Origin of the sequence: Amycolatopsis coloradensis (assembly GCF_001953865.1) — a bacterium.
GTDB classification, from domain to species: Bacteria; Actinomycetota; Actinomycetes; order Mycobacteriales; family Pseudonocardiaceae; genus Amycolatopsis; species Amycolatopsis coloradensis.
The window spans coordinates 719,662-745,244 of the sequence record NZ_MQUQ01000005.1; the positions used below are offsets into that span (position 1 = coordinate 719,662).

At 68.0% G+C, this 25,583-nt stretch carries 19 protein-coding genes; 9 read left to right on the plus strand and 10 right to left on the minus strand.

Features of this window, described 5'->3' with window-relative positions; translation table 11 throughout:
- Positions 1-84: 84 nt before the first annotated feature.
- Entirely contained in the window at positions 85-1,245 is a 1,161-nt protein-coding gene (locus BS329_RS12980; RefSeq protein WP_244197123.1) for an NAD(P)-dependent malic enzyme, read from the plus strand.
- A gap of 243 nt (positions 1,246-1,488) precedes the next feature.
- Here BS329_RS12980 and BS329_RS12985 read toward each other — a convergent pair whose 3' ends face one another.
- Together BS329_RS12985 and BS329_RS12990 are read right to left on the minus strand one after the other, a co-directional pair.
- Complete coding sequence (locus tag BS329_RS12985) at positions 1,489-2,229, minus strand: DUF4190 domain-containing protein (protein ID WP_076159831.1); 741 nt, start codon at positions 2,227-2,229, stop codon at positions 1,489-1,491.
- 49 nt (positions 2,230-2,278) lie between these two features.
- The gene (locus BS329_RS12990) at positions 2,279-3,682 is read right to left on the minus strand and encodes a bis-aminopropyl spermidine synthase family protein (protein WP_076159833.1); all 1,404 of its coding nucleotides are present in this window, start codon (positions 3,680-3,682) and stop codon (positions 2,279-2,281) included.
- Positions 3,683-3,773: 91 nt separating this feature from the next.
- On the opposite strand from BS329_RS12990, the gene BS329_RS12995 reads away from it, so the two are divergent.
- From BS329_RS12995 to BS329_RS13010, 4 genes are read left to right on the plus strand one after another with little or no spacing between them, the layout of a single operon-like run.
- A complete protein-coding gene (locus BS329_RS12995) occupies positions 3,774-4,862 on the plus strand; it encodes an ABC transporter ATP-binding protein (protein WP_076159836.1) in 1,089 nt (362 codons plus the stop codon).
- Complete coding sequence (locus tag BS329_RS13000) at positions 4,862-5,545, plus strand: ABC transporter permease (RefSeq protein WP_076159838.1); 684 nt, start codon at positions 4,862-4,864, stop codon at positions 5,543-5,545. The genes BS329_RS12995 and BS329_RS13000 overlap by 1 nt, the downstream gene beginning before the upstream one ends.
- Positions 5,542-6,231, plus strand: coding sequence for an ABC transporter permease (locus BS329_RS13005; RefSeq protein ID WP_076159841.1), 690 nt, complete (start codon positions 5,542-5,544; stop codon positions 6,229-6,231). Before BS329_RS13000 ends, BS329_RS13005 begins: the two co-directional genes overlap by 4 nt.
- The gene (locus BS329_RS13010) at positions 6,228-7,127 is read left to right on the plus strand and encodes an ABC transporter substrate-binding protein (RefSeq protein WP_076159844.1); all 900 of its coding nucleotides are present in this window, start codon (positions 6,228-6,230) and stop codon (positions 7,125-7,127) included. The genes BS329_RS13005 and BS329_RS13010 overlap by 4 nt, the downstream gene beginning before the upstream one ends.
- A 73-nt stretch (positions 7,128-7,200) precedes the next feature.
- Here the strand turns inward: BS329_RS13010 and BS329_RS13015 are convergent, their stop codons facing one another.
- The gene (locus tag BS329_RS13015; protein ID WP_076159846.1) at positions 7,201-7,716 is read right to left on the minus strand and encodes a GNAT family N-acetyltransferase; all 516 of its coding nucleotides are present in this window, start codon (positions 7,714-7,716) and stop codon (positions 7,201-7,203) included.
- 394 nt (positions 7,717-8,110) lie between these two features.
- Here BS329_RS13015 and BS329_RS13020 point away from each other — a divergent pair, with 394 nt between their 5' ends.
- The 3 genes from BS329_RS13020 to BS329_RS13030 all read left to right on the plus strand — a co-directional run bounded on the left by BS329_RS13020 (position 8,111) and on the right by BS329_RS13030 (position 11,825).
- Positions 8,111-9,676, plus strand: coding sequence for a S8 family peptidase (locus BS329_RS13020; protein WP_076159849.1), 1,566 nt, complete (start codon positions 8,111-8,113; stop codon positions 9,674-9,676).
- A 336-nt stretch (positions 9,677-10,012) separates the two neighbouring features.
- The gene (locus tag BS329_RS13025) at positions 10,013-11,044 is read left to right on the plus strand and encodes an Ig-like domain-containing protein (RefSeq protein ID WP_076159852.1); all 1,032 of its coding nucleotides are present in this window, start codon (positions 10,013-10,015) and stop codon (positions 11,042-11,044) included.
- A 49-nt stretch (positions 11,045-11,093) separates the two neighbouring features.
- A complete protein-coding gene (locus BS329_RS13030; RefSeq protein ID WP_076159855.1) occupies positions 11,094-11,825 on the plus strand; it encodes a hypothetical protein in 732 nt (243 codons plus the stop codon).
- Here BS329_RS13030 and BS329_RS13035 read toward each other — a convergent pair.
- Together BS329_RS13035 and BS329_RS13040 are read right to left on the minus strand one after the other, a co-directional pair.
- Positions 11,822-12,610, minus strand: a complete 789-nt coding sequence (locus BS329_RS13035; protein WP_076159858.1) for an SMP-30/gluconolactonase/LRE family protein — start codon at positions 12,608-12,610, stop codon at positions 11,822-11,824. The two genes, BS329_RS13030 and BS329_RS13035, sit on opposite strands and share 4 nt — an antisense overlap.
- A gap of 125 nt (positions 12,611-12,735) precedes the next feature.
- A complete protein-coding gene (locus BS329_RS13040) occupies positions 12,736-16,470 on the minus strand; it encodes a multifunctional oxoglutarate decarboxylase/oxoglutarate dehydrogenase thiamine pyrophosphate-binding subunit/dihydrolipoyllysine-residue succinyltransferase subunit (RefSeq protein WP_076159861.1) in 3,735 nt (1,244 codons plus the stop codon).
- Positions 16,471-16,842: 372 nt separating this feature from the next.
- Here BS329_RS13040 and BS329_RS13045 point away from each other — a divergent pair, with 372 nt between their 5' ends.
- Positions 16,843-17,109 carry a hypothetical protein gene (locus BS329_RS13045; RefSeq protein WP_076159864.1) on the plus strand — a complete coding sequence of 89 codons (267 nt, stop codon included), beginning with the start codon at positions 16,843-16,845 and terminating at the stop codon, positions 17,107-17,109.
- Here the strand turns inward: BS329_RS13045 and BS329_RS13050 are convergent.
- From BS329_RS13050 to ald, 5 genes are all read right to left on the minus strand, one after another.
- The gene (locus BS329_RS13050) at positions 17,106-17,675 is read right to left on the minus strand and encodes a DUF4291 domain-containing protein (protein WP_076159867.1); all 570 of its coding nucleotides are present in this window, start codon (positions 17,673-17,675) and stop codon (positions 17,106-17,108) included. The two genes, BS329_RS13045 and BS329_RS13050, sit on opposite strands and share 4 nt — an antisense overlap.
- 99 nt (positions 17,676-17,774) lie before the next feature.
- Positions 17,775-21,497 carry an ABC transporter ATP-binding protein gene (locus BS329_RS13055; protein WP_425266359.1) on the minus strand — a complete coding sequence of 1,241 codons (3,723 nt, stop codon included), beginning with the start codon at positions 21,495-21,497 and terminating at the stop codon, positions 17,775-17,777.
- A gap of 123 nt (positions 21,498-21,620) precedes the next feature.
- A complete protein-coding gene (locus tag BS329_RS13060) occupies positions 21,621-22,505 on the minus strand; it encodes an ABC-2 transporter permease (protein WP_076159873.1) in 885 nt (294 codons plus the stop codon).
- Positions 22,505-23,665, minus strand: a complete 1,161-nt coding sequence (locus BS329_RS13065) for an ABC transporter ATP-binding protein (RefSeq protein ID WP_076159876.1) — start codon at positions 23,663-23,665, stop codon at positions 22,505-22,507. Before BS329_RS13065 ends, BS329_RS13060 begins: the two co-directional genes overlap by 1 nt.
- A gap of 650 nt (positions 23,666-24,315) precedes the next feature.
- Entirely contained in the window at positions 24,316-25,431 is a 1,116-nt protein-coding gene (gene ald / locus BS329_RS13070) for an alanine dehydrogenase (RefSeq protein ID WP_076159879.1), read from the minus strand.
- Positions 25,432-25,583: the final 152 nt, after the last annotated feature.

Below are 25,583 nucleotides of genomic sequence, written 5' to 3' on the forward strand. Positions count from 1 at the left end.
AGTCCCAGGAGAATTCCAGTGACTTACGCTCGAATCGAGACTTCGCCGTCCATAGACACGGCCGAAGCAATGACGGGAAACACGATGACCACGCCAGTGACCGACATCGAGATCTTCGCAGGGCACCAAGGCGGCAAGCTCTCCGTGGCCGCGACGCGCCCGATCTCCTCGCCCCGTGACCTTTCGGTCGCGTACACGCCTGGTGTGGCGAAGGTCAGCCTGGCGATCGCCGAGGACGCGGCCAAGGCGAAGCGGTACACGTGGGCGGACAGGCTGGTCGTGGTGGTCAGCGACGGTACGGCGGTGCTCGGCCTCGGTGACATCGGCGCGAGTGCCTCGCTGCCGGTCATGGAGGGCAAGTCGGTGCTGTTCAAGACCTTCGGCGGGCTCGACTCGATCCCGCTGGTGCTCGACACCACCGACGTCGACGAGATCATCGAGACCCTGGTCCGGCTGCGCCCGTCGTTCGGCGCGGTGAACCTGGAGGACATCTCGGCGCCACGCTGTTTCGAACTGGAGGACCGCCTGAAGGAGGCCCTCGACTGCCCGGTCATGCACGACGACCAGCACGGCACGGCGATCGTCACGCTGGCCGCGCTGCGGGGGGCGAACCAGGTCCTCGGCAAGGACATCTCCGGCCAGCGCGTGGTCGTCTCCGGAGCGGGCGCGGCGGGTGTGGCCTGCGCTCGGATCCTGCGGAACGCCGGGGTCGCGGACGTCACCGTGCTCGACTCGCGCGGCATCATCCACGAGGGCCGCGAGGGCCTGAACCCGATCAAGCGGAAGCTCGCCGAGACCACGAACACCTCCGGGCTGCGCGGCGGCCTCGGCGAGGCGTTGAAGGGCGCCGACGTCTTCCTCGGCCTGTCCGGGGCGACCATCGACGAGACCCTGCTGGCCGGGATGGCCGACGACGCGATCGTGTTCGCACTGTCCAACCCGGACCCGGAGGTTCACCCGGCCGTGGCGTCGCGGTACGCCAAGATCGTGGCGACCGGGCGCAGCGACTTCCCGAACCAGATCAACAACGTGCTGGCGTTCCCCGGCGTCTTCCGCGGTGCGCTGGACTCCGGCGCGCGGGCGATCACCGAGAACATGAAGCTGGCCGCTGCCGACGCGATCTTCTCCGTCGCGCAGGACGACCTGGGCCCGGACCGCATCGTCCCGAGCCCGCTGGACCCGCGCGTCGCGCCCGAGGTGGCCGCCGCGGTCGCGAAGGCCGCCGAGGCCGACGGCGTGGTGTGACCGGTCCTTTCGTGGCCTGAAGCGTGTTATGAAAGGTCCGTTCATAACAAGATTTGTTATGAACGGACCTTTCATAACATCGGGGGTTGCGCAAAGTGCGCGGTCCTCGAGGACCCCCGGGTCCCTCAAAGTTCCCCTCACTCGTCTCGGAACATCACTTTGAGTGTCGCGGCACCGCCAGTCACAGCGGCCGCGCGTGAAGGCCGCCCACCGCCCATGATCCCGATCGAGGTCGCGCGCGGCTCAGCCGGTCGGGATGGACAGGTCGGCTCCGGCGGCGAGTACGGAACCGGTCAGCTGTGAGCCGGGCGAGTGGATCGTGCAGTGCACAGTGCGCACGCCGCGTTCCCAGCCGACGCGCTCGGGTCCCGCGTAGCTCAGGTATGCGTCGGCACCGACGGCGTCAAGCCGGGAGCGGTCCACGTTCTTGGCCATGATCCGCTCGCATTGGGTCAAGGCCTCCGCTTTCAGTTTCTCTTCACCGGGCCAGGGGCCGTCCGGCGCGGTGAAAGTCCCGATCACCTCGGTGCTGTGCGTGCCACCGCACGCGGTGAGTTCGACACTGGTGTAAGTGCCGTTGACCGCGGGCTGCTCGAAGCATTCGCCCGGCTTCAAGGTGCATACGTTGGCGTAGCCGGGCGACGGGGTCGCGCAACCTGAGCTCGGCGGGCTCGCGGTGTAGTGGACCGGGTCCGCCATGGTGTTCCCGAGCAGGGCGACCCAGCCGACGGTCCAGACCCCGGCGGCCGCGAGGCCACCGATCGCCAGACCGCGGCCCGGTCGCTTTCCCGGACCGGTCTGGGTGAGCGCGACGATGCCCAGGATGATCGCGGGCAGCAACGCCAGCGGCAGGCACCCGACCAGACCCAGTACGAGCGCGGCTATCGCCAGGCCGCTGGTCTTGTGTTGTCGCGGCGGGTAGGGAGGTCCGTACGGCGACGCGGGCACGCCGATCGGTGCATACGGTCCGCGCGGTTCGTTCATGGGGCCGAACCTAGGTACGGTTCCATGAAGTTCCGATGACAGCCGCCGCTCAGCCGAGCAGTTCCGCCAGCCGGTGCCGTGGCAGGTCGATCAGCCGGGCGTCCGTCAGATCCGCTGGAACGTCAAGTGAGACGTTCGCCAGCCGCGCGTGCGCCCTGGTCAGCAGCTCATCGGGATGGTCGATGGCGTCCGCGACGACGATGGCGTGCCGGTTGTCCGGGGTGCTCCGCAGCAGCCGCAGCCGGTACTTCGCCCCGACGAGCCGGTGGAGCGCGCCCTGCGCCTCGGCGTTCGTCAGGTCCGGATGCGAATTCGGGACCAGGAGCGCGAGCCGCCGCGCGTTGGTGCCCAGTAGTGTCCTCAGCAGCCACGGGCCGGGGTCGGCCGAAAGATCCATCGCGACCGCGTCGCCTTCCGGTCCGGAAACAGACCAGTCGACCGGCCGCGACTCCAGCGCCAGCCCGCCCTCGATGGCGATTTCGTGCAGCTTGTCCAGCAGCGACGGCTTGGCCGCGCCGGCGGACTCCACCGACTGCGGTCCGTGCGTGTAGATCGCCGCCTTTCCTTTGCCGCCGCGGTTCTTCTTCGATTTCGCGGTCGGCTGGCAGACGTAAAGATCCGCCGCGCTCCCGATCGCCTGTGCCCCGAAGTACCGGTTGAAGTCCGGCAGGATCGCTTCGAAGGTCAGTCCGAGCGTCGCGAGCGCCCGCTGCACCTGGGCACCCAAAGCGGGATGGCGGGGGCTGTAGCCGTAAGCGAGCAGGAGTCGCCCGTCCGAGGGTTCGGTGAGCGCCTGGACCCCGCGCGCCGCGAACAGGCCCATTCCTTCGGGGGTGTAAGGCGGATCACTGAACACGAGATCCATCCGGCCGGTCACCGACGGTGGCAGCCCGACGCGCAGATCCGTGTGCAGGGTGCGGATGGACCGTTCACTGAGTTCGTCGATGTAGGCCAGCACCCGGTCGTCGAGATCGACGACGGTGAGGTCCGCGTCGGGCCGCAACGCGCGCACGGCCAGTGAAGTGAGGTCGTGGTCACCGAGGAACAGCAGCTTCGCCGTGTCGAGGTCGTAGCGGTCGTCCAGCCACAGCGCGCGGTTCAGCACGGTCTCCGGCGTCGCCTGCACGTGGTCGAGCGCGGACAACGGCGGCGGCACGTTCTCGACGTAGCTGGTGATGGTCTTCAGCAGGTCGGGGTCGGGTTTCCGGTCCCGTGGCTCGAAGCGCGCGTATTTCTCGCGAGCGGCGGGGGCCAGCCGGACGCGGGACTCGTTCCGTTCGAGGTCGTCGCCGAGCGCGTTCAGGACGTCTTCGACACTCCGGCGTGGCGCGGTGCTGATCCGGACCAGTTCGCCGAGGTCACGCCAATCCGTCCGGAGCAGGAAAATCACCTGATGGAGCGGTCGCACGTGGACACCGTGCGCCGCCAGGACGTCATCGACGAGAGAACTCACAGCGCGCAGCCTAGTGAATCGATCCCTGAGACACCGTGCCAACAGGGCCGATGTGGGCTACGGTTTTTCGACCAGACATGGGGAGAGACGCGTGACTATCGAGTTCCGTGGCGTGACCAAGCGGTATCCGGACGGGACGGTCGCGGTCGACGACCTGAACCTCACCGTGGAGGACGGCACCATCACCGTCTTCGTCGGGCCGTCCGGTTGCGGCAAGACCACGTCGCTCCGGATGATCAACCGCATGGTCGAGCCGACTTCGGGCGCCGTACTGCTCGACGGCAAGGACGTCAGCGACGGCGACCCGGCGCTGCTGCGCCGCGGCATCGGCTACGTCATCCAGCACGCAGGCCTCTTTCCACACAGGACAGTCCTGGACAACGTCGCCACCGTGCCGCTGCTGTCCGGCTGGGACAAGGGCAAGGCACGCAAACGCGCGGCCGAGCTACTGGAGACCGTCGGCCTGCCCGCGGAACTCGGCAAGCGGTACCCCGCACAGCTTTCCGGCGGCCAGCAGCAGCGGGTCGGCGTCGCCAGGGCGCTCGCGGCGGATTCGCCGGTGCTGCTGATGGACGAGCCGTTCTCCGCGGTGGACCCGATCGTCCGCGAGGAACTGCAGGACGAACTGCTGCGCTTGCAGTCACAGCTGGGGAAGACGATCGTGTTCGTCACCCACGACATCGACGAGGCCGTGCGGCTCGGCGACAAGATCGCCGTGCTCCGCGTCGGCGGTGTGCTCGCGCAATACGGCACGCCGTCGGATGTGCTGCGGCATCCCGTCGACGACTTCGTCGCGTCGTTCGTGGGCAAGGACCGCGGCTATCGTGGCCTTTCCTTCCTTTCGGCGGACGGGATCGTCGTCGAAGAGATCAAGCGGGTCGAGGTCGGCAAACCGGTTCCCGGGCCGTCCGACGAATGGCTGGTCGCGGTCAACGCCGAAGGGCAGCCGCGCGGCTGGCTGCGTCCTGGATCCACAGTGGACGGAGCGCTCGCCGAAACCGACCTCGCCGCGGGTGGATCGCTGTACGTCCAGGGATCGCCGATCCGCGGCGCGCTCGACGCGGCGCTCTCGTCGCCCGCGAGCCTCGGCGTCGTCGTGGACGCCGACAACAAGGTCCTCGGCGTGGTCAGAGCCAAGCAGGTTCTCGAAGTGATCGAAGCGCTGCCACTGGGTTCCTGATGGGAGACTTCTTCGCGGAACTCGGGCGCTACCTCGCCAGCGCCAACAACCGTTCGCAGTTCTTCGGTGACCTCCTCGACCACATCTACCTTTCACTGGTGCCGCTGGTGCTGGGCCTGGTGATCGCGGTACTGGCCGGCTGGCTCGGCCACCGGTTCGCCCCGGTGCGGTCCGTGTTGCTGGTGGTGTCGAACCTGCTCTACACGATTCCGTCGCTCGCGCTGTTCGTCGTGATCCCCGGCATCATCGGCTCGAAGATCCTCGACAGCGTCAACGTCATCGTCGCGCTGACCATCTACACCTCCGCCCTGCTGGTGCGCCCGGTGCTGGACGCGCTCGACGCCGTCCCGCCGCACGTCGTCGCGGCGGCCACCGCGGTCGGTTACAAACCGGCGCGCAAGTTCCTCACCGTCGAACTGCCGCTTTCGGTGCCGGTGCTCGCGGCAGGCGTCCGGGTGGCCTCGGTCAGCAACATCAGCCTGGTGAGCGTCGGCGCGCTGATCGGCACCGGCGGGCTCGGCGTGCTGTTCACCGACGGTTTCCAGCGCGAGTACTTCTCGCCGATCGTCGTCGGCATCGTCGCGACGCTGCTGCTGGCGCTGATCGTCGACCTGTTGCTGGTGCGGTTGCGGAACGTCCTCACACCCTGGGACCGGGTGGCGACCACGGCGGGGGCGAAATGATCGGCGACGTCCTGAACTGGTTCGGCGACCCTGCCCACTGGCAGGGCACGGACGGCATCCTCAACCGGCTGCTCCAGCATCTCGGCTACACCCTGCTGGCCTTGGTCTTCGCGCTGATCATCGCGATCCCGCTCGGGCTCTACGTCGGGCACACCGGCCGTGGCGCGGTGCTGCTGGTGAGCGGTGGCAACGCGATCCGCGCGCTCCCGACGCTGGGCCTGGTGACCTTCCTGTTCCTGATCTTCACCGAAAGCGGGATCTCGACGGTCATCGGGCTCGTGGTGCTCGCCATCCCGCCGATCCTCGCCGGAACGTACGCGGGTTTGCAGGCGACCGACCACGGCGTGGTCGACGCGGCGCAGGGGATCGGAATGACCGGCTGGCAACGGTTGTGGAAGGTCGAGGTACCCATCTCGCTGCCGCTGGTGCTCGGCGGGGTCCGGAACTCGGTGCTGCAACTGGTCGCGACGGCCGCCGTGGCCGCCTATGTCGGACTCGGCGGGCTCGGCCGGTTCCTGCTCGACGGACTGGCCATTCTGGACTATCCGCAGGTGGTCGCGGGCGCCGTCCTGACGACGTTGCTCGCCGTGGTGCTGGACCTCGTCCTGGCAGGCGTCCAGCGGGCGCTGGTACCCAAGGGAGTGCGGCTGGCGCAGGCCGCGAGCGGGAAGAAGGCGAAGGTATGAAGCGGACGGTGGCGGCTCTGTGCGCCGGGATCGCTTTACTCGCGACGGGTTGTGGTAACCCGTTGGCGGGCGGCGGCGAGGGCGGCGCGACCGGCGACATCATCATCGGTGCTTCCGACGTCGGGGAAAGCCTTCTGCTGGCCCAGATCTACGCGGGCGCGCTGCGCAACGCGGGCGCGGAGGACGTGACCGTCCGGCCGCCGGTCGGCAGTCGCGAGGTCGTCGTCAAGGCGCTGCAGGACAAGTCGCTTTCGGTGGTTCCGGACTACAGCGGGAACCTGTTGCGCTACTTCGACAAAGACACGCAGGCGACCACTTCGCAGGACGTCTACGCGCAGTTGAAGCAGAAGCTGCCGTCCGGCTTCGAGGTGCTCGACCAGGCGCCGGCCGAGGACAAGGACCTTCTGGTGGTGCGCAAGGAACTCGCCGATTCCGGGGTGCAGACCTTTTCCGATCTCGGCGAGCGCTGCAAGGAGCTCGTGCTCGGCGGCCCCGGCCAGTGGAGCAGCCGCTGGAAGGAAAAGATCAAGACGCTCTACGGCTGTGAGTTCGCCGAGATCCGCACGACCGACACCGGCGGCCCGGTCACGGTCGCCGCGCTGAAGTCCGGCGCGATCCAGGTCGCCGACCTGTTCAGCACGTCGTCGACGATCGCCGCGAACGGGTTCGTGCCGCTCGTGGACGACAAGAACATGTTCCCCGCGCAGAACATCGTGCCACTGGTCGCGAAGGGGACGCTGTCCCCGCGGGAGACCGAGGCGCTGAACCGGGTCTCGGCGGCGCTCACGACCGATCAGCTGACCGAGTTGAACGTCCAGTTCAGCGAGGAGAAGCGCAACCCGCTCGACGTCGCCGAGGAGTTCCTGCGCCGGAACAACCTCCTCGCGCCCTCCTGACCCCCGCGATTCGTCCTCTAGTTGCGGTAGTTGCACGCGCAACTACCGCAACTAGAGGACGAATCGCGGGGGGTCAGAGGCGGTCGAAGGCGGGCGAGTAGTGGAAGTCGCCTCGGAGATCTTCGGTGTACGCGCGGAGTGTGCGGACCTGGAAATGCGGCGCCCATTCCGCGACCGGCGGCGTGATCCCGAGGGGCTCGGCGAGTACGAAGCCGAAGCGGGAGTAGTAGTTCGGGTCACCGAGCAGGACGACGGCGCCGTAGCCGAGCGCGTCGGCCGCGCCGAGTACAGCGTGCACGAGAGCCGAGCCGACGCCGGACTTGTGGTGCGCGGGCAGGACGCCGAGCGGACCGAGGCCGACCGCCGACTTCTCGTCGGAGCCGAGCCTGGCAGGGCTGCAACAGACATGTCCGGCGACCTCGCCGTCGCGTTCGGCCACGATGGACAGTGCGCCGGGCAGATCGCCGTCCTCACGGAGTTCGTCGACGAGTTTGGCCTCGACCACCGGGACGCTGTGTTTCGCGAACGCGGCCAGATGGACGGCGTGGATCGCCTCGCGGTCGGCCGGGGTTTCCTGTCGGAGCAGCATGCGCCGAGTGTGCTCCATCCGAAGGTAGGATGGAAATCGATTTCCGGCCCGCCGGTTCGCGACTTTAGTAGGCGGCCATCCGTGTGCACTTTCACGGCGGTGAAACGACCGGTGGGCGGAAGAATGGCCACGAGATGTGCGGATCCCCAATTCTTCGTGGGCCGTACGGGCGCAAAACGCGACTAAAGGCGGGGGCTGAACGGGGCTCGAGCTGCGCCGACGTGACGTCCACTACTACCGAGATGTCCGTAATGCAAGGTCTTCCTTGGGGTGAATCCGCCACTTAGTCTCAGCCTGCGCTCCTAAGTAGAACGCGCTTCACCTCTGAGAACACCCTAAACGATCCGGCGGGCCGCGTCATGTCCGTGGGTCGACCCTGCCTGGGAGGAATATCTTGAACAATTCCCTGGGAACCCTGAAGAGACGACTGCCCGCTTTCGGTGTGGCGGCGGCTGTCGCCGTGCTGACCGCGCTCGGCGGCGCGACCGTCGCTTCGGCCGCGGAAGGCTCGATCGTCAACGCCGGCAGTGCCAAGGCGATCAAGGACAGCTACATCGTCGTGCTGAAGGACGGCACGTCGGTCGAAGCCGCCTCGAAGAGCCTGACGAACCGCCACGGAGGCACGGTCGAGAAGACCTTCGCGTCCTCGGTTCGCGGCTTTTCCGGCGCACTGACCGAAAAGCAGGCGAAGCGCGTCGCCGCCGACCCCGCGGTAGCCTACGTGGAGCAGAACCAGACGGTCTCGATCTCGGCGGATCAGCTGAACCCGCCGTCTTGGGGCCTGGACCGGGTCGACCAGCAAAGCCTTCCGCTGGACCAGAAGTACAGCTACAGCACCACGGCGTCGAACGTCACCGCGTACGTCGTCGACACCGGCATCCTCACCACGCACCCCGACTTCGGCGGTCGCGCGACCCACGGCCGTGACACCGTCGACAACGACAACGACGCCACGGACTGCCAGGGCCACGGCACCCACGTCGCCGGCACCATCGGCGGCACGGCGCACGGTCTGGCCAAGGGCGTCAAGCTCGTCGCCGTCCGCGTGCTGAACTGCTCCGGTTCCGGCACGACCGCCGGCGTCATCGCCGGTGTCGACTGGGTGACCGCGAACGCCGTCAAGCCCGCCGTCGCGAACATGAGCCTCGGTGGCGGCGCTTCGGCGACCCTCGACCAGGCCGTCCAGCGGTCGATCGCGTCGGGCGTCACCTACGGTGTCGCGGCCGGTAACGACACCGGTGCCAACGCGTGCAACGTGTCGCCCGCCCGTACCCCGGAAGCGATCACGGTCGGCTCGACGACGAACACGGACGCGCGGTCGAGCTTCTCCAACATCGGCACCTGCCTCGACATCTTCGCGCCGGGCAGCAACATCACGTCGACGTGGCTGAACAACGGCACCAACACCATCAGTGGCACCTCGATGGCGACCCCGCACGTCGTCGGCGCGGCGGCCCTGTACGCCTCCGCCAACCCGTCGGCCACGCCGAAGCAGGTCCGTGACGCGCTGGTCGCCAACGGCACCAAGGACAAGGTGACCAACCCGGGCACCGGTTCGCCGAACGTGCTGCTCTACACCGGTACCGGCGGTGGCCCCGGCCCCGAGCCCACGCCTTGTGGCACGCAGACCAGCAGCGGCGCCGTCGCCATCCCCGACGCCGGTGCCGCGGTGACCAGCACGGTCACCGTCGCGAACTGCGCCCGCAACGCCTCGGCCACCACCAAGGTCGCGGTGAACATCACGCACACCTACGTCGGTGACCTGGTCATCGACCTGGTCGCGCCGGACGGCACCGCGTACCGCCTGAAGGGTTCGAACAACGACTCGTCCGACAACATCAACACCACGTACACCGTCAACGCCGCGGCCGAGGCCGCGAACGGCGCCTGGAAGCTCAAGGTGCAGGACGTGTACCAGGCCGACACCGGCACGCTCAACAGCTGGTCGCTGACCCTCTGATCCACTCCTGAAACACGTGAGGCCCCCTTCCTCCTGCTGGGAAGGGGGCCTTCCGTATTGGACTGTCCTCAGTGGATAGTCAGCGACCAGGATCGGATTCACGGCCAAGTGCACTTCCCTGACCTGTGTCTTTGTCAGGATCGTCACGGTTGAGGCGCCACCTTTGCCTTGCTGTCATAAGGTTTTTTCACGGTAAGGACGTCGATTGTCGGACGGGTGATGCGCTTTCCTCGAAAGACTGACTTCGCTGACCAAGCCTGGGCTTGGCAGGGCACCGGGAGGATGCTGCTAATTCCGTAGCCGGCTTTCGGTATTTCGGGAAAAGGGGTGGGCAGGATGGCTGTGCTCGTGGAGAACCAGGTCGACGGACCGAATTGCTACTGCGCGGGCTACGTGGTCCCCGCCCAGAACGGTGCGTCGAGGGGGTCCGAAGCGGTCCATCCGCTGGCGGCCCTGCGGGGCACCTTGAGTGAGGACTCCCATCAAACCCTGACGATCGTCGTCGACCACGACGTGCCCTTCATCATGGGCAGCGTGACAACAGCGGACGGAAGCTACCCCGCCGGGGTCAACGTCACCTTGACGGACCCCGGTGGCAATCGGGTGGGGCCCAGTCAAACCCATGCCCGGTTCGTCATGTGCGACGACAACGACCCGACGATGCTGCAAAGCTGCATGATCCGGACTCCCATGGTGGGTACTTGGACCGTCACGGTGGCGAACGCCGACGACACCTCCTACGTGTTCTTCTCCACGATGCCGACCGCTGCGCAGTACACCACCATCTACGACACGCTGACCCCGCTCGCCGACGCCGAAGTGCTGGGGGCGGGCCCGGACGGGGTGGGGGCTTGCTGGGGATGCAAGATCACCTGCTGGGTCGTCGCCGTCGCGGTCGCCATGCTGGTCACGCTCGGCACCGCGTTCATCGTGGTGGGTGCCGGCCCGGTGGTGGGCTTGGTGGGGTTGATGGCGTCCGTGGGGGTCGCCCTCTCGGAGGCGGGAGCCGTGATCGTCCTGCAGACCCTGCTGGCCGGGGCGGGTGCCACAGTGGCCATCATCGTGCTCAACATGTGCACCTGGGTGAACGCCTGCCCGAACGGGGTCACGGCGGCGATCACCAGCCCGGCGGCGGGAACCACGGTCAGCGGGATGACCGGCGTGGTCGCCACGGCCACGAACGCCGCCACGGTGGCGTTCTACGTCGCCCAGCAGACGCTCGTCGGCACCGCCACGTCCGGGCCCGACTGGACCGTGGACTGGGATACCACCAAGTCCTCCAACGGGGGACATACGGTGTCGGCCTTGGCCACCGGACCGAACGGGGCCGCCTGGTCGGATCCGGTGAAAGTCGAAATCCGCAACTAGTTGCGGCGTTCGTCCACTAAGGACCGTCGTGAGGCTCTAACCTCAGCGTATGCAGCCCGGACCGCCCTATCAGCAGGGACCTCAGCAGCCGTATCCACCGCAGGGCTATCCGCAGCAGGGATACCCTCAGCAGTACGGGTATGGCGCGCCGCCGCCGAAGAAGTCGAACACCGGCCTCATCGTCGGGATCGTCATCGGCGCGGTGGTGCTGCTCGGTGGTGGTGGGGTCGGAGCCTTCTTCCTGCTCTCCGGCGATTCGAGTTTGAGCGCGTCTTCGTCGCCGACGTCGTCCAAAAAGGCCGGACCGCCGGACAAGTACACCGCCATGCCCGGTTGCGAGAAGATCGGGACCGGGGTGAGGAACCTGCCGCCGCTCGAGACCCCGAAAGGCGAGGAGCCGGCGAGCACCTCGAACAACGAGATCGTCTACACGCGCTCGTTCTGTACCTGGCGTGAACCCAACGCGCCTTCGGCCATGGTGGGCATGTACCTGTCCAAGTCCAAGGAGCCGGGTTCGGGTGCGGGGGAGGCCTGGGCCAAGGCCTCGATCGAGAACGCCGTCGACGCCGGCGGCGTGCTCATCCCCACCATGGCCAAGGCGACCAAGGCCGTGTACGCGAAGCTCGATTCCGCGAGCCAGTGCCAGATCAAGTTCCAGCAGGGCAACGTCGAGGCGGAGATCATCGTGACCGGCCCCGATCCGTCCGGGACGGTCAACCAGACGACGTGCAAGGAGAACGCCTTGAAGGTCGCGAAGGCGACCTCCGAGGCGATCGGCTAGCCGACTTCCACGACCTGGACCTGTCCCGTCGGCCCGTCGCCGAACGGGTTGTCCCAGCCGTGCCACTCGGCGGCGAGGATGTAGAGCGAACGTCCGTCCTCGCCGCCGAGCGTGCAGGCGAAGCAGCCTCGATCGGTTTCGACCTTCTGAAGTACTTCGCCACCTTCGCGGACCCGGACGCAGTACTTGCCCGCCACGTCCGCGTACCAGACGGCGCCCTCGGCGTCGAGGCAGATGCCGTCGGGGTGATCGTCGCCGAGTTCGGCCCACACCCGCCGTCCGGACAGTGATCCGTCCTCGGCGATGTCGAACGCGGTGAGCCGGTTGCCGTACGACTCGGCGACGATCAGCGTCGAGTCGTCGGGTGTGATGGCCATGCCATTGCCGAAGAGGATGCCGTCGGCGACCTGGCGGGCTTCGCCGTCCGGGGTGACGACGGCGATGACGCCGGGCGCCTGGAGGTCGTGGAAGCCGTTGACGAAGGCGTTGCCGCGGCTGTCGACGACGAGTTCGTTCCAGAGCGCCGCGACGGGGGACAGGTCGGCGTAGGTGCTCAGGTCCGCGTTGAGCAGGCGGGCTTCCGGGCCGGAGATGATCAGGAGACGGCCGTCGGGGAGCCAGTCGATCGAGAACGGCATCGTGGTCGGCACGTTCGCGATGACCTCGCTTTCGCCGTCCGGGGTGACGGCGAGGACCTGTCCGGTGCCCCAGTTCGCCAGCCAGACACGGCCGTCGTGCCAGCGGGCGGATTCGGGGAGCTTGAGGCCGTCGAGCAGGGTTTTCATGGTGTCTCCTTCGGTCGTTTACCCCTATACGAACGGGGCCCACCGGTTTCGACACCCAACTACAGGAAGGCCCCCGTTCTCGCGCCAGGCGCGAGAACGGGGGCCTTCCTGTACTTCTCAGGCGATCAGTCGAACGCCCGCGCGATCAGCGCCTTCTGCTCGACCTCGTGCACCTTGGACGAACCGGCCGACGGGGCGGCCATCGGACGACGCGACACGACGTCGAGGCTGGAGAACACCTCCGGGAGCTTCCTCGGCAGGTTCAGGCCGAAGAACGGCCACGCGCCCTGGTTCTCCGGCTCCTCCTGCACCCAGACCGCGGGAGCGCCGTTGTAGCGCTCGAGCGCCGCCACCAGCTTCTTCTTCGGCAGCGGGTAGTACTGCTCGACGCGCACGATCGCGATGTCGTTCGCCTCGCGCTTCGTCCGCTCGGCCGCCAGTTCCCAGTACAGCTTGCCCGACGTCAGCAGGACCTTGCGCACCTTCGACGGGTCGACGACGGCGTCGTCGATGACCGACATGAACTTCGTCTGGCCGGTGAAGTCCTCGACCGCCGAGGTGGCGGCCTTGTTGCGCAGCATCGACTTGGGGGTGAAGACCACCAGCGGGCGGTTCACTCCGTCGAGGGCGTGACGGCGGAGGAGGTGGAAGTAGTTCGCCGGGGTCGACGGCACGGACACGGTCATCGAGCCTTCGGCGCACAGCGAGAGGAAACGCTCGATGCGGCCGGAGGTGTGGTCCGGGCCCTGGCCTTCGTGGCCGTGCGGCAGCAGCAGCACGACGTCCGACAGCTGGCCCCACTTGGCCTCGCCGGAGGAGATGTACTCGTCGATGACGGTCTGCGCGCCGTTGACGAAGTCACCGAACTGCGCTTCCCACATGACCAGCGCTTCGGAGTTGGCCACGGAGTAGCCGTACTCGAAACCGACGGCCGCGTACTCGGACAGCGCCGAGTCGTAGATCATGACGCGGCCCTGGCCCTCGGCAAGGCTCGCCAGCGGGGAGTACTCCTGGCCGGTCTTGCGGTCGATCAGCACCGAGTGGCGCTGGGTGAAGGTGCCGCGGCGGGAGTCCTGGCCGGAGAGCCGCACCAGGCGGCCCTCCATGGCCAGCGAACCGAAGGCGAGCAGCTCGCCGTACGCCCAGTCGATGCCGCCTTCGCGGGACATCTTGTGGCGGCGTTCCATGACCGGCTTGACCCGCGGGTGCGGGGTGAAGCCCTCGGGCACGTTGAGGAACGCGTCGCCGATGTGCTCGATGACCTCGGCGGTGGTGGCGGTGGGCACCTTGGCCGGGACCTGCTGCTCCTCCTCGACCGAGGGGCTGGCCTTCGCCGGGTGCTTCTCCAGTTCGCGGACCTCGTTGAAGACGTGCTCCAGCTGGCTGGAGAAGTCACGCAACGCGGCTTCGGCCTCTTCGACGGAGATGTCGCCGCGGCCGATCAGCGATTCGGTGTAGGTCTTCCGGACCGAACGCTTCGTGTCGATGACGTCGTACATCGCCGGCTGCGTCATCGAGGGGTCGTCGCCCTCGTTGTGCCCGCGACGGCGGTAGCAGATCAGATCGATCACGACGTCCTTGTGGAACGCCTGGCGGTAGTCGACGGCCAGCTTGGCCACCCAGTGCGCGGCCTCCGGGTCGTCGCCGTTCACGTGGAAGATCGGCGAGCCGATCATCTTCGCGACGTCGGTGGCGTACTGGCTCGACCGCGAGTGCTCGGGCGCGGTGGTGAAGCCGACCTGGTTGTTGACGATGACGTGCACGGTGCCGCCGGTGCGGTAGCCGCGCAGCAGCGCCAGGTTCAGGGTCTCGGCCACGACACCCTGGCCCGCGAAGGCCGCGTCGCCGTGCATCAGAACCGGGAGGACGGTGAAGCCCTCGCCACCCTTGTCGAGGATGTCCTGCTTCGCGCGGACGATGCCTTCGAGGACCGGGTCGACGGTCTCCAGGTGCGACGGGTTCGCGGTCAGCGACACCTTGGTCTCGCCGTCGCCGAACATGCGGAAGTACTTGCCCTCGGCGCCGAGGTGGTACTTCACGTCACCGGAACCGTGCGCCTGGCCCGGGTCGAGGTTGCCCTCGAACTCCTGGAAGATCTGCGCGATCGGCTTGCCGACGATGTTCGCGAGCACGTTCAGGCGGCCGCGGTGCGGCATGCCGATGACGACCTCGTCGAGTTCGTACTCGGCGGCCTTGTCCAGCAGCGTGTCGAGCAGCGGGATCGCCGTCTCGCCGCCTTCGAGGGAGAACCGCTTCTGCCCGACGTACTTGGTCTGCAGGAAGGTCTCGAACGCCTCGGCGGCGTTGAGCTTCGAGAGCACGTACTTCTGGACGGCGGGGTCCGGCTTCTCGTGCGGGATCTCGACGCGGTCCTGGATCCAGCGCCGCTCCTCGGGGTCGAGGATGTGCGTGTACTCGATGCCGACGGTGCGGCAGTACGAGTTGCGCAGGACGCCGAGGATGTCCCGCAGCTTCATCCGCTCCTGGCCCGCGAAGCCGCCGACCGGGAACTCGCGGTCCAGGTCCCACAGGGTCAGGCCGTGGGAGAGGACGTCGAGGTCGGCGTGGCTGCGCTGCCGGTAGTTCAGCGGGTCGGTGTCGGCCATCAGGTGACCGCGCATGCGGAAGGCGTCGATCAGCTCGATCACGCGCGCGGTCTTGTCGACCGGGCCGTCCGGGATGTCGGCGACCCAGCGGATCGGCTCGTACGGCAGACGCAGGCTGGTGAAGACGTCGTCGTAGAAGCCGTCCTCGCCGAGCAGCAGCTCGTGGATGCGCTTGAGGAACTCGCCCGACTCCGCACCCTGGATGATGCGGTGGTCATACGTCGAGGTCAGCGTCATGATCTTCGAGACGCCGAGGTCGACCAGGGCCTTTTCGCTGGTGCCCTCGAAGTGCGCCGGGTACTGCATGGCGCCGACGCCGATGATCGCGCCCTGGCCCGCCTGGAGCCGCGGCACCGAGTGGTTGGTGCCGATGCCGCCGGGGTTGGTCAGCGAGATCGTGGTGCCCGCGAAGTCGTCGGCGGTCAGCTTGCCGTTGCGGGCCTTCTTGACGATCTCCTCGTAGGCCTGCCAGAACTGCATGAAGGTCATGTTCTCGGTGGCCTTGATGGAGGCCACGACGAGCGTGCGGGAGCCTTCCTTGCCCTTCATGTCGATCGCGAGACCGAAGTTCACGTGCTCCGGCGTGATCGCGAACGGCTTCCCGTCGATCAGCTGGTAGTGCCGGTTCATGTTCGGGAAGTTCTTCAGCGCCCGGACCATCGCGTAACCGATGAGGTGCGTGAAGGAGATCTTGCCGCCGCGCGTGCGCTTGAGGTGGTTGTTGATGACGATGCGGTTGTCGGCCATCAGCTTCGCCGGGACGGCACGCACACTCGTCGCCGTCGGCACGGACAGCGAGGCGTCCATGTTCTTCGCGATCGCGGCGGCCGCGCCACGGAGCTGCTTCGACTCCGGCTCGGCGTCCTTCTCGACCGTCTTGGCGGGAGCCTTCGCGGGGGCGGCCTTGGGTGCGGCGGCCTTCGCTTCGGTCTTCGGGGCGGGCTTCGCCGGTGTGGCGGCCTTCGCCTCGTTCTTCGGAGCGGTCTGCTTCGCGGCGGACTCGGCGTTGCGGACCGTCTGCGGCGACGGCGTGGAGGCCTGACCGTTGGTGCCCGAGCCCTCCTTGGCGGTCTCCGTGGAGGTCTGACGTGCGTCGTCCGCCTTGGTCTGCGCGGCCTGCGTTGGCTTGAAGTCCGCGAAGAAGTCGTGCCAGGCGGCATCGACTGAGGTGGGGTCGGCGAGGAACTGGTCGTACATTTCCTCGACAACCCACTCGTTGGGGCCGAATTGTGACGCAGGGCTGCTGCTGGACACGGCTTGGACTCGCCTCTATCCGTCTCGAGATCTTGAACACCGCTGATGCGCCTACCAGGCTAACCCCCTCGGTGGCAGCCGTGTGATGGAACTGGCCTGTGTGAGGCGTGGCGCACTAGGTGATGGGTCACTGTCTCGATCAAGAGATCGAAAATAGGTCACTCGCCGGAGCGGTCCGCCGCCGTCCGGGGGAGCAGGGGACCTTTGCTGTCGTTTCACGGTCCGTGCAGGTCAGGTCACTGTTTGGTCGGTGAAGGTTGGCGGAGTGGTCGTGCCGGGACAGCCTGGAATTCACGTCTGGGCGTTTTGCTGGGTGAAGGATGCGGCCGGTGTCGTGCCGGCCGCCGATCACCCGCGAGGTGGTGGCAGGCGATGTGGCTGGACGAGTGTCCGTCGTTCTGGGACGAGGGACGGGTGCGCCCGTTGGTCACCCAGTCCGGCAAGGTCGTGCTGAGGTGCGACTCGTGCGCCGCGGTCTGGCCGACGCTCTCCGATTTCAAGGAGATGGAGCACGTCGAGCCCGACGAGCCGGACTGGGTCGTGGCGGCCGGGGTGCACGTCCGGCCCGGGACCTTCCGGTGGGCGTCGGCCCAGGACCTGGAGGTCGCCGGGATGAGCGGCCTCTCGTGGCGCTCCTAAGCGGGGTACGGACGCTCCGCGGGTAGCAGCGCTTCGGCATCTTCGATGCGGTTCGCGGCGACGAGCGCGCCGACCTCGCGCATGGTCGGGGTGACGTCGGTGACCGCCGTGATCCATTTGTCGACATAGCGATCGACGGCCTCGCCGCTCAGCCCCATCTGGAGCGAGCGGTGCTTCAGGGGGCCGAGGCGGATGCTCCGCTCGGGATCCCACTGGATGCGGACCGGGCTGGCCTTGACCTCGCGTCGCCACGTTTCCCGGTCGGGGTGGACGTCGGGGTCGTAGTGGCTGAGCGCCGCGTGTTCGAGCGCCCACTCGAAGCCGTCGCGAGTGATGTCGAGAGCGAGTACGCGCTCCTGGCCGGGCTTGGCGCCCCAGCCGCAGCGGTACGCCATCCAGAGGAAGGACGGCTTGATCCAGGTCATCCGTTCGCGTTTGAACGGCGGCACGAAGGTGCCTGCCTCGAGGGCGGCGTCGGCGATGACCGGGGAATAAGCCTGATAGACGCGGATCGTGGTTTCGGTGTGGACGGCACGGATCTGCCGCGCCGGGATTTCTTCATTCATTTGCCGCTCAGCGTGACAGGCGCCGGGACTGGGCGCGAGCGAAATCGTCGCCGGGGGAGTGTGCGGGTGGTCCGCAAGTAGTCGGCTGGTTGCGGTGGTTTAGCCCAGGGACCACAGGCGTGCGTAGTGGCCGTTCGCGGACAGGAGTTCCGTGTGCGTGCCCTGCTCGATGATCCGGCCGTGGTCCAGCACCACGATTCGGTCCGCCTTGGCGGCGGTGGCGAGGCGGTGCGCGACCACGAAGGTCGTGCGGCGGCGCGCGAGTTGTTCGGTCGCGCGCAGGACGGCGGCTTCGGTGGACGGGTCGAGGGCCGCGGTCGCCTCGTCGAGCAGGAGGACGTCCGGGTCCACGAGTTCGGCGCGGGCCAGTGCGACGAGTTGCCGTTGTCCCGCCGAAAGCGAACGTCCGCGTTCACCGACGGGCTGGTGGAAACCGGCGGAGAGCGCGGCGACACCGTCGAGGGCGCCGACGGACCGGACCGCCTCCTCGACCTCCGCGTCGGTCGCGGAAGGCCTGCCGTAACGCACATTGTCCGCGACGGTCCCCGAGAACAGGTGTGCTTCCTGTGGCACCACGCCCATTCGCGCGCGCAGCGCGGCCAGGTCGTACTCGCGGATGTCGGTTCCGTCGATCCGGACCACGCCGCCTGTCGCGTCGTAGAAGCGCGCGACGAGCTTCACCGCTGTCGACTTCCCGGCGCCCGTCGCGCCGACCAATGCGACGGTCTCCCCGGCCGGGACCTCCAGTGAAAGCTGGGTCAGGGCGGGCTCGTCCGTTGCGGTGTAAGCGAAATCGACATCCTTGAACGAGACCTCGCCTCGCAGCCGCTCCGGGACCGCGACCGGTTTCTCCGCCTCGGGAACGGAAGTCGGCGTGCGCAACAGTTCGCCGATGCGGACCAGGCCGACCCGCGCCTGCTGATAACCGTCGAAAACCGAAGACAGTTGCTGGATCGGCGAGAAGAACTGGCCAAGGTACAACAGGAACGCCACCAGCACGCCCGCCGACAAGGTGCCAGCCGCGACCCGGTTCGCGCCGACGATCAGCACGACCACCTCGGCCAGCCCCGAAAGCATCGCCGCGAAAGGGAAGTACGTGGCGACGAGCCGTTGCGCGCGCAAGCGTGAACGCCGGTACTCGTCGCTGCGGGAAGCGAACTTCTCCGCCGTCCGCTCTTCACGCGTGTACGCCTGCGCGACCCGCAGCCCGTTCACGTTCTCCTGCATGTCCGCGTTGACGACGCTGACCCGTTCCCGCGCTTCGGTGTACGCCTTGGACGAGGCGCGGCGGAAGATCACCGTCGCCACGACGAGGATCGGCAGTACCGCGAGCGCGTACGCCGCCAGCCCGATGTCGGTGATCATCAGCGCCGCCGCGATCCCGACCAGTGTCAGCGCGCTCACCACGGCCTGCGCGACACCGGTTTGCAGGAACGTCGAGAGCGCGTCGACGTCGGTCGTCATCCGGGTCATGATCTTCCCGGACAGTTCGCGTTCGTAGAAGTCGAGCCCGAGCCGTTGCAGATGCGCGTAACTGCGGACGCGCAGCGAATACAGCACCGTCTCGCCGACCCGCGCCGTCATCTTGGTCTGGAGATAGATCGCGAGCCAGTCCGCGACGATCACCAGCGCGCCGATCCCGGCGGCCAGCCAGATCACCGCTTCCAGCCCGGTGCGCACGCCGTTGTCGATGCCGTACTGATACAGCGCGGGCATCGCGATGGTGGCCATCGCGTCCGCCGCGACCAGGCCGATCACCACGGCGAGCGGGCCACGCACGGGTTTCAGCAGGCGGCCGAGGCGGAAGTTCGGTTCGGCCGCGGTGATGTCCGTGCCCGGGAGCTTCGGCGTGTCCGTGGCGGGCGGCAGTTTCCGGACGCCTTCGAGAAGTTCCCCGGTCGGCGGCAGATCGACGTCCCATTCGCCGCCGGAGCCCTTGCGCTCGCTCGCCAGCTCGTCGGCGTCGTCCTGCTCCGGCCAGAGGGCGGGGGTGATTCCGGCGGGCCCGCAGTCGAGGCCCTCGCAGCGGTGCGGTTCCTCGACGTCGTCACCCGGTCCCGCGACGAGTTCGCGGAACAGCGGGCAGCGTGCCAGCAGTTCCTCCTCGGTGCCGATGTCGACGACTCGCCCCTTGTCCAGCACGGCGATCCGGTCGGCGAGGGCGAGGGTGGAGCGGCGGTGCGCGATCAGCAGGGTCGTCCGGCTCGCGGTGACCGAGCGCAGCGTGTCGTGGATCGCGGCCTCGGTGACCGTGTCGATGGCGGACGTCGCGTCGTCGAGGACCAGCACCCGCGGGTCGGTCATCAGTGCCCTGGCCAGGCCGAGCCGTTGCCGCTGGCCGCCTGACAACGTGAGGCCTCGTTCGCCGACGAGCGTGTCGTAGCCGTCGGGAAGGCGCTGGATGAACTCGTCCGCTTCCGCCGCACTCGCCGCCGCGCGGATCTCCTCGTCGCTCGCGTCCGGCCTGCCGTAGGCGATGTTGTCGCGCACCGACGAGGAGAACAGGAACGCTTCCTCGAAGACGACGCCGATCGTGCTGCGCAGGTCGTGCTGCCGGACGTCGCGGACGTCGAGGTCGCCGACCTGGACCGAACCACTGTGGACGTCGTAGAACCGGGGCAGCAGCAAGGAGATCGTCGACTTGCCGGAGCCGGCGGTGCCGACCAGGGCGAGTGTTTCCCCTGGCCTGGCGTCGAGGGTGAGCCCGTCGAGGACCGGATCCGACCGCGTGTACCCGAAGGAGACGTCCTCCAGCCGGACGCCGAGCGGTCCTTCGGGCAGCGGCCGCGCGTCCGGGCTGTCGACGACGTCCGGCTGCGCGTCGATCAGCTCGTTGACCCGTTCCGCGCCCGCGCGGGTCAGCTGGGCCTGCACGACGAGGCTCGAGATCATCCTCGCCGGACCGATCAGGATGGACAGATAGGTGGCGAAGGCCAGGAAGGTGCCCAGGCTGATTTCGCCCTTCAGCGCGAGCACACCGCCGACCGCCAGCACCGCCACCTGACCGGCCGCGGGCAGCGCCGCCGTCGTGGCCGTGGGCAACGAGGACAAGCGGGCCGCGCGCATACGTTCGGCGAAGAGCTTCTTCGCCGTCTTCTCCAGCTTCGCGACTTCGCGCGCCTCCTGGCCGAAGCCCTTCACGACGCGTACGCCGGTGACGGTCTCCTCGACCTGCTGCGCGACGTCGGCCGCGCGCTGCTGCGCCGCCCAGGTCGCGGGGAAGAGCCGCTTCCGGCTCACGGCCATGATGATCGCGATCGCCGGGGCGACCACCATCGCGATCAGGGTCAGCGTCGGCGACATCCACAGCATCGCGCCGAGGGACAGCAGCGCGAAGATCACCGAGCCCGCCGATAGGGGCACCTGCATCAGGACCGACGTGACCAGCTGGAGATCCGAGATCGCGCGCGAGGCGACCTGCCCGGTGCGCAGCGCGTCCTGCTTGCCGCCGTCGAGCCGGGAGACCGCGTTGAACACCTGCCTGCGCAGGTCGTGCTGGACGTCGAGGGCCAGCCGCCCGCCGACGTACCGGCGGGCGAACGCGTTCCCGAAGGTCAGCACCTGGAGCACCGCCATCACGGCGGCGAGCACGCCGAGGCGGGAGGTGTCGCCGGCGACGGCGCCGTCGAGCGCCTCGCGGATCAGCAGCGGACCGGCGGCCTGGAGCCCGACGCCGATGATCGCCGCGCCCAGCGACAGCACGACCAGCCAGGGGTGTTTCCAGCACGAAGCGGCCAGACGGCGGATCCAGCCTCCGGTGGGTGCGGGGGTGGTCTCACGTGCCGGACTGGCTTGACGCGGACGAGGTGGAGCAGTAGTCACCCCGCCAGCCTATGCGGCCCCACCGACAGGACCGGCCGGTTCGCGGAGGGCCGAACGAGGTGAACGGGACTTTCATGGCGGAATTTGCCATGAAAGCCCCGTTCATCGCACGCTGGACGTGACTTACGTGATGTCCTTCTTCTGGTTCACGGCCCAGCCGGCGAGGAAGAAGATCATCGTCCAGCCGAAGAAGATGAGCGCGGAGGCCCACCACGAGAAGGCGCCGGGGGCACCGGCCGCGTACTGCAGCGCCCACGCCGTCTCGTCCTCCAGCGTCGGCACCTTCACACCGGCGGCGCCGAACGCCTCCGCGCCGATGGCGCCCACGATCCCGTTGACCGTGCCGTTCGGCAGGACGCCACCCAGCCAGGTGATGTCCGCCGCACCGAACATGACGAACACCAATACGTTCTCGACGACGAGCATCCAGATGGTCAGCGTGATGATGCTGCCGACCACACTGCGCCAGACCGCGCCGACACCGATGCCGAACAGGGTCGCCAGGATCGTCGCGAGCACACCAGCCCCGAGCACGCCCAGCCACTGGCCCGCCGTCGGCAGGCGCGCGCTGTCGACCGTGATCACGGTGCCGAGGCTCGCCGCGGCCACGATGATCACGCCGTAGATGGCGCCCCACGCGATGTAGGTGATCATCTTCGCGCTCAGCGCCGAAACCCGGTTCGGGGCGGTGAGGAACGTCGTGGTGATCGTCTTCTTCGTGTACTCGCCGGCGAGGGCGAAGACACCGAAGATGATCGGGATCATCGTGCCGATGTTGATGCCGTGCCCGAGGGCGAGCAGGCCGACGGGCAGCTCACCGGTCGAGATGCCGAGCGCTTCGGTCAGCTCACGGGTGTCCGAACGGCCGAGGAAGTCGCTGAAGTCGTTGGTGATCATGCCCCAGAACAGGGCGAACGCGAAAGCGAAGACCACCGCGGGGATCATCAGCGCCCACCACGCCTTGAGCGTGAGCGTTTTGCGGAACTCCGCCTTGATCAGGTTGCCCATCAGCCCTGGCCTCCCCAGCCCTCGTTCTGGCCCTGCTGCTGCGCCTGCTGCTGAGGCGGCGCCTGCTGGTACTGCTGTTGCTGCGGCGGCTGGTGCTGGAACTGCTGCTGCGGCGGCGCGAACCCGGGCGGCGGCGTGTTCTGCGGGGCATAGACGGGAGGCTGCCCCTGGTACCCGGGCGGCGGGCCCTGATAACCCGGGGGCGGACCCTGGTAGCCGGGCGGCGGACCCTGCTGGAAACCGGGCTGCGGCGCCGCGTACTGACCCTGGGTCAGCTGGAAGAACATCCGCTCCAGATCCGCGGTCTCCTCCTGCATGCCGTAGACCGCGATGCTCGCCTTGGCGGAGATGTCACCGATCTGCTGCACCGTCGCACCGGACACCGCGACCCGGCCGTCCGGCATCGGCGAGACCTGCGTGATACCCGCCTCCTGCAACGCGGAGACGAGACCGTTCGCGTCGGCGGACTGCACCAGCACCCGCGACTGGTTGCTCTTGCGCAACTGGTCCAGCGAGCCGTTGTAGCGCGTCATGCCCTGGCTGATGATGATGACCTGGTCGATCGTCTGCTCCACCTCGTTCAGGAGGTGGCTCGAGACCAGCACCGTGCGCCCCTCACGCGCGTACGCGCGCAGGAAGTTCCGAAGCCACAGGATGCCTTCGGGGTCGAGACCGTTCGTCGGCTCGTCCAGCACCAGCACCTGCGGATCCCCCAGCAACGCCGTCGCCAGCGCCAGCCGCTGCCGCATACCGAGCGAGAACCCGCCCGCCTTGCGGTCCGCCGCCGACGAAAGGCCGACCAGGCCGAGCACCTCGCCCACCCGCTGATCCGGCATCCCGATCGCCGCCGAGTACACGCGCAGGTGATTCCGCGCCGTACGTCCCGGGTGGAAGCCCTCGTTCTCCAGCACCGAACCGACGACCCTCGCCGGATTCCCCAGCTGGTCGTGCGGGCGCCCGTTGATGGTCGCCGTGCCGTTCGTGGGCGTCACCAGCCCGAGCAGCATCCGGAGCGTCGTGGTCTTCCCCGCCCCGTTGGGCCCGAGGAACCCGGTCACCGAACCCGGCTCCACCGTGAAACTCAGATTCTGGACCGCGTTGACCGCACCGAATTGCTTGCTCAGATTCTGCACCGCGATGCGGCCACTGCCGTCGTGCATACCGTCCCCTTTTGTTGACGAAGGCCGATCCTGCGACATCCTGCCTCACCGGGTGAGCCCGCACCCACGGAAGGGGTGAATCCGCCGAAAGCGACCTTCGTCACGTTCAGTGCGGTGACGGTTCCGTCCCCCAGCGCAGCCGTCACTGGGCCGAATGGCCGCTGACTACCGGATATGCGACGTAGAGCGCGGAAAATAACCGACCGCGAAGGAAGTCTGTGAAGAAATATTTCCGAAGACATGGCAACCCCATGCAGCGCGACGGCAACTTATTACCTACGATGTAGGAGGCGGCCCGCTCCCAGTGACCCCCAGGCTGGTCGAGCGGGCCGCCCTCAGCCCCTTTGCCCCACCCTGGTCGGTGCTTGCGCACCTTCCCAGTGGTGGGCTTCGTCGTATCACCCGGGGGCCGAGCCCCCGGAGCCCCGACGGTCCGTTCGGCGCCGGTTGGTCGTCGGGGTCCTACGCGCGGGCCTGGCGGCCCGGCGTGGACGGAGGCGAGTGGGTCCCGTCGTTCTTCGAAGTACGTGAAGGCCCCCTTCCGGTACCTAGGCGCAAGGAAGGGGGCCTTCACGTACTTCGGTGTAAAGGAGCGAGGGACCTTTGCACTGGGGTGACAAAGGTCCCTCGCGTGGGAGTGTGGCTTGGGGTCAGGCCAGGACTTCGGCCAGGTCCGTGGCGGGCAGGCCGTGCGCGGCCGCGACAGGGGCGTTCGTGAGAGCGCCGGCGTGCGTGTTGAGGCCCTTCGCGAGTGAAGCGTCCGCCTGCAGTGCCTTCTTCCAGCCGAACTCCGCGAGCTGGACGGCGTACGGCAGCGTCACGTTGGTCAGGCCGTAGGTCGAGGTACGCGGGACAGCGCCCGGCATGTTCGCGACGCAGTAGAACACCGACTCGTGGACCTTGTAGGTCGGCTCGTCGTGCGTGGTCGGCCGCGAGTCGGCGAAGCAACCGCCCTGGTCGATCGCGATGTCCACCAGCACGCTGCCCGGGCGCATCCGCGAAACGAGGTCGTTCGAGACCAGCTTCGGCGCCTTCGCGCCGGGCACGAGCACCGCGCCGATGACCATGTCGGCCTCCAGCACGGACTGCTCGACCGACAGCGCGTTCGAGGTCACCGTGCGGATGCGGCCACCGAAGTCGTTGTCGATCTGGCGGAGGCGGTCGACGTTGGTGTCGAGGATCTCGACGTCCGAGCCGAGGCCGAGCGCGACCCGCGCGGCGTTGAGACCGGCGACACCGCCACCGATCACGACCACGCGCGCCGGGTGGACACCGGGGATGCCGCCGGGCAGCACCCCGCGGCCACCGCTCGGCTTCATCAGGGAGTACGCGCCCACCTGCGGCGCCAGCCTGCCCGCGACCTCGGACATCGGCGCGAGCAGCGGCAGCGCGCGGTTCGGGGTCTGCACCGTCTCGTACGCGATCGCGGTGGTGCCCGCGGCCAGCAGCGCGTCGGTCAGCGGCCGGTCCGCGGCGATGTGCAGGTAGGTGAACAGCACCTGGTCGGCGCGCAGCCGCGGGTACTCCTCGGCGATCGGCTCCTTGACCTTGAGCACGAGTTCACCCTCGGACCAGGTCTCGTCCGCCGTCGCGAGGATCTTCGCGCCCGCGGCGAGGTACTCGTCGTCGGTGATGGACGAGCCGAGGCCGGCGCCGGTCTCGACGAAGACGTCGTGGCCGCGCCCGGTCAGTTCGTGCACGCCCGCCGGGGTGAGCGCCACCCGGTATTCGTGCCTCTTGATTTCACGGGGGACGGCGATACGCACGGAGTGCCTCCTGCGGCGGGTCTACGACAAAGGTGCTGCCACTCACGGTGAGCCACCCGGACGGCGGTGTCATCGTCCGCTCACGACAGGCTTAAGAGCCGATCATGGTCCCCACAGCACAACGGCTTGACCTCCAGTCAACTTGAGCTTGC